Here is a 14,299-nt window from a genome sequence, read left to right on the forward strand (position 1 = left end):
CCGGCCCCCCCCGGGGGGTTGGGGCGGCCGGCGGCCCCCCCGGGGGCCCCCGCGGGGGGGGGCGGCCCCCGGCCCCGGGGGGGCCCCCCCCCCCCCCCCGCGGGGGGGGGGGGGGGGGGGGCCCCCCCCCCCCACCACTGCTATGTGGAATCAGAACCGCCCTCCCGGAAGGAGAATGCGATGTCGGGTACCGAGACCCGCACGATCGGCGTCACGCGCATGTACACCGATACGGAAGGCGAGACGCATTTCGTCGAGGAGAAGCTCGACCTCGCCGAGGTGAACTTCGCGCCGCCGGCCCCTTCCATGTTCCTCTCGGCCGCCACGGAAGCCAGGGCGAGCGTCCACCTGCTCCTGCCCGACGGCTACTTCGGCGACTTCCACCCCGCCCCCCGCAAGCAGCTGATGACCCTGCTGAAGGGCGAGCTGGAGGTCCAGGTCAGCGACGGTGAGGCACGCCGCTTCCTGCCGGGCGGCAGCGTCCTCGTGGAGGACATCACCGGAAAGGGGCACTCGACGAGGAGCGTCGGCGGCGAATCGCTGCTCATCGTCACGCAGCTGTGAGGCGGCGCCCGCGGCGCGCACATCCGGTCCATGGAGGGTAGATGAAGGTCACTCTGTTCGAGCAGGCGCCCTACCGGTCGCTGCCTGCGGACTTCGAAGAGCACCACGATTCGGCGTGCACCACCCCCTACGGCCTGACGGACAGGGCGGGCGTGTACTCCTCGGTCGTCGACCACATCGACGAACTGATGACAGGCGCCCGGGCCGGTTTCGACGGCATCTCGATGACCGAACACGGCCAGAGTTCCTACGACCTGTCGCCGAACCCGAACCTCGTGGCCAGCGCCCTCGCCTACGCCACGGAAACCGAGAAGATCGACACCGCGATCTTCCCCATGGGACGTTCGCTCGGCAAGACACGCGAACCCGTCCGGGTCGCCGAAGAATACGCCATGGTCGACGTCATCAGCGGCGGCCGGCTCATCGCGGGCTTTCCGGTGGGACTCAGCTACGACGCCAGCCTCAACAACGGAATACCGCCGATGCAGGTACGCGGCCGGTTCGAGGAGAACCTCGAACTCGTCCTGCGCGCCTGGCGCGACCGCGACCCCTTCGCCTGGAACGGCCGCTACGGCCAGTTCCCCCAGGTGAACATCTGGCCCAGGCCGCTGCAGGAACAGCCCCCGGTATGGATCACCGGAATCGGCAACCCCCGCACGATGCAGCTCACCCTGGAACGCGGATTCGGGTTCAACTACTTCGGCTTCGCCGGCGCCAAACTCACCGGCAAACGCATATTCGACCGCTTCTGGGAACTATCGGACCGGCTCGGCCTCGAACGCAACCCCTACCGCATGGGATTCCTCCAGACGATCGCCGTCAGCGAGACCGACGCGGCCGCCGAGAAGGAATACGGCCGCCACGTCGAATACGCCTACCGCAAGGGACTCGGCGCCATCCCGCCCGAGATGCTCGGACTGCCCGGCGGCGTCAACATCCACGGCGTCAAGGCCCTGCTGAAGGACCCCGGCGACTTCGGCATGTACGCAACGATGCGCACCGCCCGCTTCCGGGAACTCGCCGACGCCGGCACCGTCATCATCGGCAGCCCCGCCACCGTGCGCGACCAGCTCGTCGAGTACTGCACCACCTACGGCATCGGGAACCTGCACGCCATGCTCGGCTTCGGATCCATGCCGAAGGACCTGGTGCAGAAGAACATCCACCTGTTCGCCGCCGAGGTCCTGCCCCACCTGCGCACCCTGTGGCAGGACAAGGGACACGTCCACCACTGGTGGCCCGAACGGCTGGGCGGCGTGCCCCTGGCCGCACCCGAGCAGAACACCCCGTCCGCGGCAGAGAGGGCGCAGATCGCATGAGCACCGAACGCGCACAGCCCGCGGTCCGCGAGGAGACCGTGGACGTCTGGAACGGCCGGCTGCGCCTGCGGGTCAAGGTGGCGGGCCAGGGCGCCCCGCTGCTCTACCTGCACGGCTCCACCGGACTGGTCTGGGACCCCTTCCTGGCCCGCCTCGCCGAGCAGTACACCGTCTACGCCCCCGAGTTCCCCGGCACCAGCGCCGGCGAGCCCGACGCCGCGCACGTCATCGACGACCTGCCCGACATGGTCCTGGTCTTCGAGGAGGTGTGCCGGTCTCTCGGCCTGAGCCGACCGGTCGTCGTGGGCCACGACTTCGGCGGCATGCTCGCCGCGGAACTCGCGGCACACTTCCCGGCGCTCCCCGCCAAACTGGTGCTGATCGCGCCGCTCGGACTGTGGCGCGACGACGCCCCGGTCGCCACCCTGGCCGCCGCCTCCCAGGCGCAGCTGCCCGGCCTGCTCTTCCACGACCCCGCCGGCGACGTCGCCCAGGCCGCCCTGACGTTCCCCGAGGACCCCGAAGCGGCGGTGGAAGCGGCCGCGGGCATGGTCTGGTCCCTCGGCAGCACCGCCAAGTTCCTGTGGCCGATCCCCGACCGCGGACTGCGGGAGCGCCTGCACCGCGTGGCCGCGCGCACCCTGATCGTGTGGGGCCGCGAGGACCGCCTCGCCCCCGCCGTCTACGCCGACGAGTTCGCGGGCCTCATCCCGGACAGCGCCACCGCCCTCATCGACGACAGCGGGCACCTGCCGCAGCTGGAGCAGTTCAAACAGGCGGTGACACGCATCGAGGAGTTCCTGAAGTGAGCGAGGGCGTCAACCCGCTGTTCAGCCTCGCCGGAAGAACAGCCCTCATCACCGGCGCCTCACGCGGCATCGGGCGGGCCATCGCCCTCGGCTACGCCGAGGCCGGCGCCGACGTCGCCCTCCTGGCCCGCAGCGCCGAGACGCTGGAGGAGGTGAGGACCGAGGTCGAGAAACTGGGCCGGCGCGCCGTGAACCTGGTCTGCGACGTCGAGGACCCCGACCGCATCCGGGCCTGCGTGGAGCAGGCGAGCGCCGAACTGGGCCCCCTGGACATCGTGGTGAACAACGCGGGCGGCATCACCTGCGCCGGATCCTTCCACGACCTGGAACTCGCCCAGTGGCAGCGGGAGATGCGGCTCAACTTCGAGTCCGTCCTCCACGTCTGCCGCTCCGTCGGCTGCGACATGGTCCGGCGCGGACGCGGCTCCGTCATCAACGTCGCCTCGCTCGGCGGAGAGGCCGGCCTGCCCCACTACTCGCCCTACGCGGTGTCGAAAGCCGCGGTGATCGCACTCACCCGCTCCCTCGCCGCGGAATGGGCGGCATCCGGGGTCCGGGTGAACGCGATCTCGGCCGGCTGGGTGCACACCGACCTCACCGACGGCATCGCCGCCGACCCGCGGGCGGCCGAGCGCCTCCTCCAAGTCGTGCCGGCCGGCCGGTTCGCCACCCCCGACGAACTCGTCGGCCTGGCCGTCTACCTGGCCAGTGACGCCTCCCGGTTCATGACCGGCTCGTCCGTCGTCATCGACGGCGGCGTGACCTCCTTCTACGGCGGAGCCGCCCTGCTGGAGACACCCAGGCGCTGACCCACACACACCAGCACACCAGCACAACGGCACAACGGCACAGCGCACCTCCGGTGCGTGCGACGGGACGACGACAGACCCCCGCCGCACGCACCGGAGGTGCTTTTGTCTCTCCCGACGAGGAGCCGCCCCGAATAGACGGTCACCGCTAAACGCGGCCCGACGGGTTCCGACGAGCTTGATACGTGCGATAGCTCTGATCGCAACTAGCCGGTAAATTGTACCCGTCGACCAGCAGCCCATCACCCGCGGAGCATGCCGATGACCCAGCAGGAACGCGCTGTACGGACGAGACGGGATCTGATCAACTCTGCTGCTGACGTGTTCAATCACAGGGGGTTCGCCCTTGCGTCACTCATGGAGATCAGCTCCAGGGCGGGCGTCAGCTATGGAGCACTGCATTTCCACTTCAAGAACAAGAGAATGCTGGGGGAGGAGGTCGAACGGACGGCATATCAGCTGTTACGGGAAATCGTAGAACGCCGTCAGTTGCACGACCACCCGCTCCCTCTGCAGCTTCTTGTCGACACCTCGCACCGCCTGGCCCAGCGAGTCGCCGAGAATTCCGTGCTCCGCGCCGGATTCCGCCTCGGCAGTGACGCCACATGGGAAGGGGAGATCGACCTCAGGCAAGAATGGTGCAACTGGGTCGAGTCCGTTCTGCGACGCTCCAGGGAACAAGGAGGCCTCGCCTCGGACGTGGTGCTGGAGGACGCCGCTTCGACCATCACCGCGGCGATTATCGGATTCGAGGTGCTCGGGCGCGCGGAAGGAAATACCGACGGGTCCTGGTGCTCACGGCACGCGACGACACGTTTCTGGGATCTGATGCTGCCCCGGCTCGCCTCGACGGGCGCGGCGGTCGCCTTCGACACCGCGGGCGGACAGGTGAAGACCGCGGCCGTGCAGGGCTGACCCACCCGCCCGACGCCCCGCCCGCCGCCCGCCGGCCCCTCCCGCTCCCGCCCGCCGGCACCCCGCCGACGCCCCGCCCGGACCACCCGCAAGAGGGAAAACCAGCCGGTCTGAAACGCCTGGTCGATGCCCGGAACAGCCGGTCCGCCGACGGCGCACGGACCCGGACCGCGCCCGCGGCCGCCCGTCCCCCCTCCACCCGCCCAGGAGCAGGTGGAGGGGGCATGCGCGCCCCCGCCGGCCCGCCGCCGCCCAGGGCCGCGCCGGCCGCCCCGCACGGCCCTCACCGGGCCCGCGGAGGGCCGTCCGGCGGCCGTGCGCGTGAGCCCTCACCCCGCGGACAGCCACCCGCGCCCACGCGGTCGGCCAGAACCGGCCGCGCCACCTGCAATGTCCTATAAACAATGCGGCGGACGCGCGGAGACGGGGTTGATAAAGCCTTCGCACGGAGGTTCGCTTGCCTCTGTACAGGAAACCGACAGAGTGGTTTTCTTTGTGCAGGCAGCGAACTTTGAGGTACGAGGCCCGGCAGACCGCCTGCGCACCGCAGGGCCGGGCATCGGCCTGTCAGGGGACGGGGGAGCATGCGTGAAGTGCTGGACACGGGGCCGGTGGAGGAACTCTCCGTCCCACCGGAAGGCCCGCCGGACGTGCGCGGACCCCGCTCTTCCCGCTCCACCGCAGTAGGCCTGTGGCCGATTCGGTCCTTGACGGAAGAGTGAGGTCCGCGTCTGCCTGTGCGCAGGCGGCAGGACCCGATCAGCAGAGCGCCGGCCTTCCGCCCGGCGCGGCGAAGAAAAATCGCAGGACTTTCCCGCCGGGCCTCGGCCGGCCGCGCACCGCGATGACTTCTGTACACCAGGGGAGTCGTCTCCGGTTCTGCGCGCCCGGCCGCATCCTGACGAGTGCGACCGGATAGACGGAGCACCGCGAAGGGCAGCTGATCGGCTTTTTCTCTCCGGCGTGCGCGGACGTCAGAACGCCCGCGTGGAACAGGTGGGGATCAGCCGGCCGCAGACGATCTAGGGAGGAATTATGTATTTCTTCATGCTCGGCCCGTCGGAAATCAGAGGAAACGACCGCGTGGTGCGCCCCAAGGGCGCCATACAGCAGCTTCTGTTCGCCTCGTTCATGGCCGCGTCAGGTCAGGCGGTCACCGTGGAATCCCTGGCCGAGGAACTGTGGGGGACCACTCCTCCGGAAAAGATGAACAACGCCCTCCAGGCCCAGATAAGCCGGCTCCGGCGCATGCTGACCCGCCTGGAACCGGATGCGGTACCCCGCATCACCGCCACCGTCTCCGGCTATCAGTTCAGGCTGAAATCGGGTGAACTGGACGCCCAGGTATTCCTCGACAGCGTCGAGGCCATCCGCACCGGCGCCGGAGCCGACCCCCGGCGATGTGCCAACGACCTGCGCCGCGCCATAACCCTCTGGCGGGGACGGGCCTTCGGCGGAGTCATCGGTGGGCCTTTGTGTCAAACCGCGGCGTCCAAGTACGAAGAGGCCAGGTTATCCGCGTTAGAGCTGCTCTACGGCATTGAGCTCCGGTGTGGCAGGCATGCCCGGATCATCCCGGAGCTGACCGAGACGCTTTCCCTGAACCCCGTCCAGGAACAGTTCTGCGGTCTCCTCATGCTGGCGCTGTACCGCTCGGGCCGTCACATCGACGCCCTGAACACCTACCGCCAGTTCCGGCACCGCCTCAACGAGGAGCTCGGCGTCGACCCCTCACCCATGCTCCGCTGGTACGAGAGCGCGATCCTCGAACACGACCCGGCACTGCTGGCGGAGGCCGCTCTCGTCGGGCAGGCCGCTCTGCACACCTGACCGGCCGCGGGACGCCCCGCGGGGTCCGTCCGGCGCCCCGGGTGCCGCCCGGCGCCCCGGCACCGGGGTTCCCCCGCAGGGGAATTACTCCGAAAGACGGGAGTGATCCTCCGCCGGGTGTCATCGCGCGCGGCAGCGCGTTGAGCAGCCCGTACGCGAGCCGGACGGTCCGGCGCCCGTACGTGAGCCGGACGGTCCGGCTCTCCCGCGCCCCGGTGAGGTGCGCGGCTCCCGGCGCCGGCGGACGGCGAGAGAGGCGGCTGCTCGTGACGGCTCCACGTGCGGGGCGTTCGCGAACCGAAGGCGGAGGCGCCGGACTTCCCGTGCGCCGGCCGCCCGCCGGCCGTGGCCGGCTCCACACCGGAGCCGCGTAGTCATGGCCTCGGTCGTCAAGGAGACCGTGATCGAGGCCCGGCCCGAGGACGTCTGGGCGGTGATCGGTGACTTCGCCGGGGGACCGCCGCGCATAGCGCCGGGCTATGTCGTCGGGACGCGGCTCGTCGCCGACGACGTCCGGGTGGTGACCTTCGCCGACGGCCTGGTGGCCCGTGAGCGGCTCATCGCCCTCGACCACGCCGCGCGCCGGATCGTCTGGGCGGTCATCGGCGACACCGTGCGGCCCGTGCACGACAACGCGTCCTTCCAGGTCGTCGCCGAGGGCGACACCCGGACACGGCTGGTGTGGATCCACGACGTACTGCCGGACGAACTCGCCCAGCCGTTCGCGCGGGCCATGTGCGGCGGACTGGCCGTCATCCGCGAGACGCTGTCCGCCCCGGGCTGAGACACCCGGCCCGCAGTCACCGCCCCCCACCGGGCGGATCCCTCCGCCGCGCCGCCGGCCCCGTCGCCGGAGCCGCCGCCGGGGCAGCCCCCGGCGGCGGAGTCCTTCCTGCCCACCCGCACGAGGCGGCCGCACAGCCCGGCCGTACGAGGCGGCCGCACGGGGCGACCCGTACGAGGCGGCCGTACGGCCCGGCCGCACGGGTCGACCCGCGCCGTACGGCCGGGCCGTCAGTCAGTCGGCCGGCGTGTACGGGCGGACGCCGGGCCGCTCCGCCCCGGGCGCCGCCGGCGCGCCGTCGTCCCCGGCGTTCTCGGTGTGTGCCAGGGCGGCGTAGCGCCGCGGATGGGCGGAGCGGATCCAGTACGCGTACAGCACGCCGCCGATCGCCGCGATCAGCAGGAGCCACGGCAGCGCCACCACCGCGGGCTCGGAAGTGCCGGTGAGCACCGAGAAGTTGCGTACGACGAGGAAGGTCGCGGTGAGCAGTCCCGCGACGCCGAGGACCGGGGCCACCCGGGTGCTCCACCAGTGGCCGGGCCGCTTGCGGTAGTAGCCGAGGACGGCCAGGGACGCGAGAGCCTGGAGCACGATGACACCGAGCGTGCCGATCCCGAGCATGCTGGTGGCCATGTTCAGATACGGGTCCAGGTGGGCGACGGCGAAGGCCGCCACGACCAGGGCGCTGAACACGATCTGCACGAGACTGGCCCGGTGGATCGCCTTGTGCCGGGGGTGCACCGCGTCCAGCCAGCCCGGCAGCACACGGTCGCGGCCCAGCACGAACATGTACCGGTTGGCCGCGTTGTGCAGCGCGAGCCACGCCCCGAGCACGCTGACGCACAGCAGGACCTGCATGACGGTGGTCATGGCGGAGTCGAGGTAGTTGTCGCTGAGCATGAAGAACATGTCGTCCAGGTGCCGGGTGGCCACGCCGCGCACGTGCCCGGGGCCGACCGCGCCCACCGCGATCCAGCTGGTGAATCCGTAGAACGAGGCGACGAGGATCACCGCGATGACGGTGGCCAGCGGGACGCTCCGCCGGGGGTTGCGCGCCTCCTCGCTGTACAGGGCGGCCGATTCGAAGCCGATGAACGAGGCGAAGGCGAACATCACCGACACCCCGAGGCCGGGGCTGAAGACGTTGTGGGCGGAGAAGGACGCCGCGGGGAGCGCGGAGGTTCCCTGGCGCACCAGCACGGCCACGTCGAGTGCGAACAGGACGGTGATCTCGCAGATCATGAAGACGGACAGCACCCGGGCGCTGAGCTCCACATGGCGGTAGCCGAGAACCCCCACCAGCACCAGCCCGATCGCGGCCCACACCTCCCAGGGCCAGTCCAGCCCGTGGGCCGCTGCCACCGACTGGGCGAAGTACGCGAAGGCCCCGAGCACCCCGATGGTGACGGTGTTGTAGGCGATGACGGCGATGAGCCCGCCCCCGACGGCGGCGGGCCGGCCGAGACCGCGGGCGATGTAGGTGTAGAAGCCGCCCGCGTGGCTGATCCGGCTGCTGATGGCCGCGTAGCCCGAGGTGAAGCACAGCAGCGTCAGGCCCGCGAAGACGAACAGCGCCGGCACGCTGGCCGCGGTCCCGATCGAGAAGGACAGCGGCACGGTGGAGACCATGGCGGCCAGCGGAGCCGCCGCGGCGATGATCATGAAGACGATCTTCGGAGTGGTGAGAGTGCGTTCCAGTTGCCCCTGTTGCGGGGGAGAGGGCGCGGCGACCATGAGTGCTCCTGCGCGAGTCGAAGGCGACATGCCGTGCACGAACGTGGTGGTGCGGGTCACATCGGTCCGCGGCAGCCCGGACGCCCACTGCGGGCGCCCTGTGTCCCGGGGGACACAGGGCGCGCGGACTGCGGCATGGAGCGGAGAGGGCAGGATTCGAACCTGCGCGGGCAGAGCCCGAAGTGAGGAAGCACCTCACGTCCCCGTTGGGCCGCTTCGGGTACCTCTCCAACAGCACCACGCGGCCCTCGAGGACCGTCCCGGTGTTGCTGCATCCATCATGCCCACCCCACCCTGACCGCCCTCTGACGATCCACTGACCCCCTCCCACAGGGTCCTGGGCGGCTCCTGGGCCGTGTCCGGTCCGGGGCCCGCCCGGGCCGGCCGGTCAGGGCCATGGCCGACGGCCCGTCACCGGCACCCCGGTCACGCTGCGGCCGATGCGCGGCACGGACCCCGCCGCCGCGCGTCATCGCCGGTTCAGCGTTGCGTCAGCGGGCCGCACGACGATCTCACCCATGGGAGCCACTCAGGGAACCACGCTGCACGAACGGATCGCTGCACGGACCCGTGAGGACCCGTCGAGGACCGCGGTCGCCGGACCCGACGCCACGCTCACCTACGGCGAACTGGAACGGCGGGCGGAGGACGTGGCCGTCCGGCTCGCCGCACTCGGCGTGGGAGTGGACCGTCCCGTGGGCCTGCTGGTCCCCCGCTCGGCGGCGATGATCGTGGGGATGCTCGGCATACTCCGGGCGGGCGGCGCCTACCTGCCGCTCGACCCCGAGCTTCCCGCCACCCGCGTCGCCGCCCTGCTGGCCGCCGCGGGCGCGGCGGCCCTGGTCACGACGCCGGAACTGGCGGAGCGGGCCGGCGGCCACGGGCTTCCCGTCGTCGTGCCGGGGGAGAGCCCCGGCGAGCAGGGCGAGCAGGGCCCGCAGCGGCCCCCGGTCCCCGCCTCGGCCCTGTGCTACGTGCTGTTCACCTCGGGCTCGACCGGAGAGCCGAAGGCCGTCGCCGTCGAGCACCGCCAGTACACCCACTACCTGGACGGGCTGTACGAGCGGATCGAGCCGGGCTGGTCCTGGGCGCTGGTGTCCACGTTCTCCGCCGACCTGGGCAGCACCAACGTGTTCGCCGCGCTGACCACCGGCGGCTGCCTGCACGTGCTCACCCGTGAACAGGCGATCGACTCGGACGCCTTCGCGGCGTACTTCGCACAGCACCCGGTCGACGCGATGAAACTGGTGCCCAGTCACCTCGCGGCCCTGGCCGGCGCGGACGGCGCCGCGGCCGGCCGGGTGCTGCCGCGGCGCCTGCTGATCTGCGCGGGCGAGCCGCTGCCGCCGGGCCTGGTCCGCCGGATCCGGACCGCCCGCGCGGACCTGGCCGTCGAGAACCACTACGGGCCGACCGAGACCACCGTCTCGATGCTCGCCCACCGGGTGCCGCAGGACCTGCCGGAGACCGCGACGGTCCCCCTCGGCCGCCCGCTGCGCGGGGTCCGCGTGCACGTCCTCGGACCGGACCGGGAGCCCGTCCCCGACGGCGTCACCGGTGAACTGCACATCGAGGGCGCGAACCTGGCCCGCGGCTATCTCGGCTCGCCCGCCGCGACCGCCGCCGCCTTCACCCCCTGCCCGGCGGGCCCGCCCGGGGCCCGCATGTACGCGACCGGCGACCTGGTCCGGCGGCTGCCCACCGGAGACCTGGAGTTCGCCGGGCGCGCCGACGACCAGGTCAAGGTCATGGGATACCGCGTCGAGCCCGGCGAGGTCGCGGCCGTCCTCGCCCGCCACCCGGGCGTCGGCCAGAGCGCCGTCCTGCCCTACGGCGGCGCCGGCGAACTGCGGCTGGCGGGCTATGTGACCGGACCCGGCGTCACCGCGGCGCAGGTACGCGCCTTCGCCGCGGACCGGCTGCCCGAACACATGGTGCCCGCGGTCGTCGTGGTGCTCGACGCCATGCCGCTGACCCCGAACGGCAAGATCGACCGCGCCGCCCTGCCCGCCCCGGCCGTCGAGCGGACCGCCCCCAGAGGGGCGCCGCGGGCCGGCCTGGAGGAGGAGATCGCCGCGATCTGGGCCGAGACCCTCGGCCTGGAGAACGTCGGCGTCGACGACAGCTTCTTCGACATCGGCGGCACCTCGCTGCTGCTGATGCGGCTCAGAGCTCGGCTGGTCAAGTCGCTCGACCGGGAGATATCGATGGTCATGCTCTTCCGCAATCCCACCGTGCGCCTGCTGACGCGCCATCTGCAGACGGCCGCGGAACCCGCGTCCGAGCCGGACCCGGGCCGGGCCCGCAGCAGGCTGACCACGGCCGCCCGCGCCCGGCGGCGCGCCGCGATGGGCGGGGACGAGCGATGACCGGGCAGCCGGAGCCGACCGGCCTCGAGATCGCCGTCGTCGGCATGGCGGGACGCTTCCCCGGCGCGGACACCGTCGGACGGTTCTGGGACAACGTGCTCGACGGCGGCGAGCGGATCACCTCGTTCACCGCCGAGGACTCCATCGCCGCCGGCGTGGCACCCGACCAGGCCCGCCACCCGGACTACCGCCACGTCCACGGCGTCCTCGACGGCGTCGAGCACTTCGACAACGGCCTGTTCGGGTACACCCCCCGCGACGCCGCCCTCCTCGACCCGCAGCAGCGGGTCTTCCTCGAGTGCGCCTGGGCCGCGATGGAGGACGCGGGCTACGCCCCCCGCGCCGGAGCGGGCGCGCCGGTGGGCGTCTACGCCGGCGCCAGCCAGAACGCCTACCTGCTCGGCAACCTGCTGCGGACCCCCGGCGCGCTGGCGGACACCAGCCCGCAGGAACTGCTGCTGGCCACCGAGAAGGACCTGCTGGCCGCCCGGGTCTCGTACCACCTCGACCTGCGCGGGCCGAGCGTGAGCGTGCAGTCCTCCTGCTCCTCCTCCATGGTCGCCGTGCACATGGCCTGCCAGGCGCTGCTCGCCGGCGAGTGCGAGATGGCCCTGGCCGGCGGCGTCTCGATCCACGTGCCCCAGCACGAGGGATACCTCTACAGCGCCGGGTCGGTGTTCTCCGCGGGCGGCCACTGCCTGCCCTTCGACGCCGGCGCCGACGGCACGGTCTTCGGCAACGGCGTGGGGGCGGTCGTGCTGAAGCCGCTGGCGGACGCCGTCGCCGACCGCGACACGATCCACGCCGTCATCCTGGGGTCGGCGGTGAACAACGACGGCGCGCGGCGCCTCAGTTTCACCGCCCCGGGGGTGGACGGACAGGTCGCCGTCGTCCGCGCGGCGCACCGCGTCGCGGGCGTGGACCCCCGCACCATCACCTACGTGGAGACCCACGGGACGGGCACGTCCCTGGGGGACCCGATCGAGTTCGAGGCGCTCACCGAGGCCCTCGGCCGCGACGGCGCCCCCTGCGCGCTCGGGACCCTGAAGGCACAGATCGGCCACCTCTCCTCCGCGGCCGGCGTGGCCGGCCTCATCAAGACGGCGCTGGCGCTGAAGCACCGCGTCCTGCCGCCCAGCCGCCACTTCACCCGGCCGAACCCGGAGATCGACCTCGACTCCGGCCGGTTCCGGCTGCTCACCGAGGCGACGCCGTGGCCGGAGCACGACGGGCCGCGGCGGGCCGCGGTCAGCTCCTTCGGCATCGGCGGCACGAACGCCCACATGGTCCTGGAGGAGCCACCGCCCCCGCCGCCCCCCTCTCCCGCGGGCCGCGGCCACGAGGTGCTGCTCCTGTCCGCCCGCGAGGACGAGCCGCTGCTCGAACTGGCCACCCGGCTCCGGGAACACCTCGCGGCCCACCCGCGGACCGCGCTGACCGACGTCGCCGGCACCCTGCACAGCGGCCGCACACCCCAGCGCCGCAGAGCCGCCGTCACCTGCACGGACCTCTCCTCGGCCGTCGACGCCCTGGCCGCCGTGCGCGCGCCGGCCGCCGACACACGCGACCGCGGCGTCGTCTTCATGTTCCCCGGCCAGGGCAGCCAGCGGGTGGGCATGGGACGGGAACTGTACGAGACGGAAGGCACCTTCCGCTCCTGGATCGACGCCGCCGACGAGCGCCTGGACTTCGGCCTGCGCAACCTGCTGTACGCGGGGGACCGGGAGGAGAACGCGCGGACGCTGGCGCACACCGCCTACACGCAGCCGGCGCTCTTCGCCGTCGAACACGCCCTCGCCCGCCTGTGGATGGAGCTCGGGCTCACCCCCAGGGCGATGATCGGGCACAGCCTCGGCGAGTACGTCGCGGCGACCGTCGCGGGATGCCTCGACTTCGACGACGCGCTCGATCTGATCGCCGCGCGGGCCCGGCTCATGCAGGACCGGCCGCCCGGCGCCATGCTCACCGTCGGCCTGCCGGTGGACGAGGTGCTGCCGGCCCTCGACGCCGACACCGCGGTCGCGGCCGTCAACGGCCCGGCCCTGTGCGTCGTGTCCGGTCCCGAGGCGTCCGTGGAGACGCTGGAGAAGCGGCTGCGGGAGGACGGGGCCACCTGCAGGCGGCTGCGCACCTCCCACGCCTTCCACTCCCCGATGATGGAAGCGGTGGCCGGCCCGTTCGCGTCGCGGCTGCGCCGGGCCGTGCTCCGCCCGCCGCGGATCCCGTTCGTCTCCAACCTCACCGGCGACTGGATCCGTGCCGAGGAGGCCGTGGACCCGGAGTACTGGATCCGCCACATGCTGGCCCCGGTCCGCTTCCACCAAGGAGTGGAACGGCTGCTGAGCGGCCCGGCGTCGGTCCTCCTCGAAGTCGGGCCGGGCAGCACCCTGCGCTCCCTGGTCGGCCGGACCGGCGACGACCACGTCCTGCTCGGCGGCCTGCCCGACCCGGAGCGCGACGCGGACGGCGGCGCCTATCTGGCCCGCACGGCCGGCCGGCTGTGGGAGGCGGGAGCGCCCGTGGACTGGAACCGGTGGCACCCGGACGGCTGGTCACGGGTGCCGCTGCCCACCTACCCCTTCCGGCGCCGGCGGCACTGGGTGGAGCCGGCGTCCGGATCCGGCCCCGCCTTCGCGGCCGCGGCACCCCAGACCCCCGCCGCCACGGACCGGCAGACCCCCGCCGCCACGGACGCACCGCCCCCCACGAACACCCCGGCCGCGGCGGACGAGCCGGCCGGGTCCCTGTCCGGGACCGTCCTCAGGATCTGGAGGGACCTGCTCGGCACCGACGACATCGGCCCCGACGACGACTTCTTCGAATTCGGCGGCCACTCGCTGCTGGCGAGCCGCATCATCGCCAAGGTGGCCGACGCCACCGGCGTCGGACTTCCGGGCGACGCCCTGTACACGGCACCCACCCCCCGGGAACTCGTCGCGCTCGTCGAGGAACGCCAGGAGCCGGACGCCGGGGCCGCGGCGGCGGACCCGGAACTGATGGCCCGGCTCATCGCGGACATCGCGGAGCTGTCGCCCGAGGAGGTGGAACAGCAGCTGCGCGAAGGGAACTGACGGCTCCGCTTCTGTTCAGCGAAGTGTTCAGGGTGCCGTAAAGACACCGGTGTGAGGATGATGTTGACCGGGGTCCACGGGGGACCCCTGGGCAA

Annotated in this window: 10 protein-coding genes and 1 tRNA gene; 9 read left to right on the top strand and 2 right to left on the bottom strand. The window is 72.2% G+C overall.

Annotated features, from left to right (window positions below; all coding sequences use genetic code 11):
* Nucleotides 1–180 precede the first annotated feature (180 nt).
* From ACIPRD_RS32055 to ACIPRD_RS32085, 7 genes are all read left to right on the top strand, one after another.
* Nucleotides 181–564, top strand: a complete 384-nt coding sequence (locus ACIPRD_RS32055) for a hypothetical protein (RefSeq protein WP_401568193.1) — start codon at nucleotides 181–183, stop codon at nucleotides 562–564.
* 41 nt (nucleotides 565–605) lie between these two features.
* Nucleotides 606–1,883, top strand: coding sequence for an LLM class flavin-dependent oxidoreductase (locus tag ACIPRD_RS32060; protein WP_401568196.1), 1,278 nt, complete (start codon nucleotides 606–608; stop codon nucleotides 1,881–1,883).
* The gene (locus ACIPRD_RS32065) at nucleotides 1,880–2,692 is read left to right on the top strand and encodes an alpha/beta fold hydrolase (protein ID WP_356409701.1); all 813 of its coding nucleotides are present in this window, start codon (nucleotides 1,880–1,882) and stop codon (nucleotides 2,690–2,692) included. The genes ACIPRD_RS32060 and ACIPRD_RS32065 overlap by 4 nt, the downstream gene beginning before the upstream one ends.
* Nucleotides 2,689–3,501, top strand: coding sequence for an SDR family oxidoreductase (locus ACIPRD_RS32070; RefSeq protein WP_356409698.1), 813 nt, complete (start codon nucleotides 2,689–2,691; stop codon nucleotides 3,499–3,501). Before ACIPRD_RS32065 ends, ACIPRD_RS32070 begins: the two co-directional genes overlap by 4 nt.
* A 261-nt stretch (nucleotides 3,502–3,762) precedes the next feature.
* Nucleotides 3,763–4,416 carry a ScbR family autoregulator-binding transcription factor gene (locus ACIPRD_RS32075; protein WP_356409695.1) on the top strand — a complete coding sequence of 218 codons (654 nt, stop codon included), beginning with the start codon at nucleotides 3,763–3,765 and terminating at the stop codon, nucleotides 4,414–4,416.
* A gap of 1,035 nt (nucleotides 4,417–5,451) precedes the next feature.
* A complete protein-coding gene (locus ACIPRD_RS32080; RefSeq protein ID WP_356409692.1) occupies nucleotides 5,452–6,246 on the top strand; it encodes an AfsR/SARP family transcriptional regulator in 795 nt (264 codons plus the stop codon).
* A 376-nt stretch (nucleotides 6,247–6,622) separates the two neighbouring features.
* Nucleotides 6,623–7,030 carry an SRPBCC family protein gene (locus tag ACIPRD_RS32085; protein WP_356409689.1) on the top strand — a complete coding sequence of 136 codons (408 nt, stop codon included), beginning with the start codon at nucleotides 6,623–6,625 and terminating at the stop codon, nucleotides 7,028–7,030.
* 234 nt (nucleotides 7,031–7,264) lie between these two features.
* Here the strand turns inward: ACIPRD_RS32085 and ACIPRD_RS32090 are convergent, their stop codons facing one another.
* Together ACIPRD_RS32090 and ACIPRD_RS32095 are read right to left on the bottom strand one after the other, a co-directional pair.
* Nucleotides 7,265–8,764 (bottom strand): APC family permease, encoded by a 1,500-nt coding sequence (locus ACIPRD_RS32090; protein ID WP_401568200.1) that lies wholly within the window; start codon nucleotides 8,762–8,764, stop codon nucleotides 7,265–7,267.
* Nucleotides 8,765–8,905: 141 nt separating this feature from the next.
* Nucleotides 8,906–8,994 (bottom strand) — tRNA-OTHER (locus ACIPRD_RS32095).
* A gap of 288 nt (nucleotides 8,995–9,282) precedes the next feature.
* On the opposite strand from ACIPRD_RS32095, the gene ACIPRD_RS32100 reads away from it, so the two are divergent.
* On the top strand, nucleotides 9,283–11,133 hold the full coding sequence (locus ACIPRD_RS32100; RefSeq protein ID WP_401568203.1) for an amino acid adenylation domain-containing protein: 1,851 nt from the start codon (nucleotides 9,283–9,285) through the stop codon (nucleotides 11,131–11,133).
* Nucleotides 11,130–14,204, top strand: coding sequence for a type I polyketide synthase (locus tag ACIPRD_RS32105; RefSeq protein ID WP_401568206.1), 3,075 nt, complete (start codon nucleotides 11,130–11,132; stop codon nucleotides 14,202–14,204). Before ACIPRD_RS32100 ends, ACIPRD_RS32105 begins: the two co-directional genes overlap by 4 nt.
* Nucleotides 14,205–14,299: the final 95 nt, after the last annotated feature.

The sequence above is a fragment of the Streptomyces sp. NPDC090108 genome (assembly GCF_044747185.1).
Classification (GTDB): domain Bacteria; phylum Actinomycetota; class Actinomycetes; order Streptomycetales; family Streptomycetaceae; genus Streptomyces.

Excerpts from the sequence above, each read along its gene's own strand:
- ACIPRD_RS32055 (WP_401568193.1), top strand. The coding sequence starts at position 181 with ATGTCGGGTACCGAGACCCGCACGATCGGCGTCACGCGCATGTACACC.
- ACIPRD_RS32060 (WP_401568196.1), top strand. The coding sequence starts at position 606 with ATGAAGGTCACTCTGTTCGAGCAGGCGCCCTACCGGTCGCTGCCTGCG.
- ACIPRD_RS32065 (WP_356409701.1), top strand. The coding sequence starts at position 1,880 with ATGAGCACCGAACGCGCACAGCCCGCGGTCCGCGAGGAGACCGTGGAC.
- ACIPRD_RS32075 (WP_356409695.1), top strand. The coding sequence starts at position 3,763 with ATGACCCAGCAGGAACGCGCTGTACGGACGAGACGGGATCTGATCAAC.
- ACIPRD_RS32080 (WP_356409692.1), top strand. The coding sequence starts at position 5,452 with ATGTATTTCTTCATGCTCGGCCCGTCGGAAATCAGAGGAAACGACCGC.
- ACIPRD_RS32085 (WP_356409689.1), top strand. The coding sequence starts at position 6,623 with ATGGCCTCGGTCGTCAAGGAGACCGTGATCGAGGCCCGGCCCGAGGAC.
- ACIPRD_RS32090 (WP_401568200.1), bottom strand. The coding sequence starts at position 8,764 with ATGGTCGCCGCGCCCTCTCCCCCGCAACAGGGGCAACTGGAACGCACT.
- ACIPRD_RS32100 (WP_401568203.1), top strand. The coding sequence starts at position 9,283 with ATGGGAGCCACTCAGGGAACCACGCTGCACGAACGGATCGCTGCACGG.
- ACIPRD_RS32105 (WP_401568206.1), top strand. The coding sequence starts at position 11,130 with ATGACCGGGCAGCCGGAGCCGACCGGCCTCGAGATCGCCGTCGTCGGC.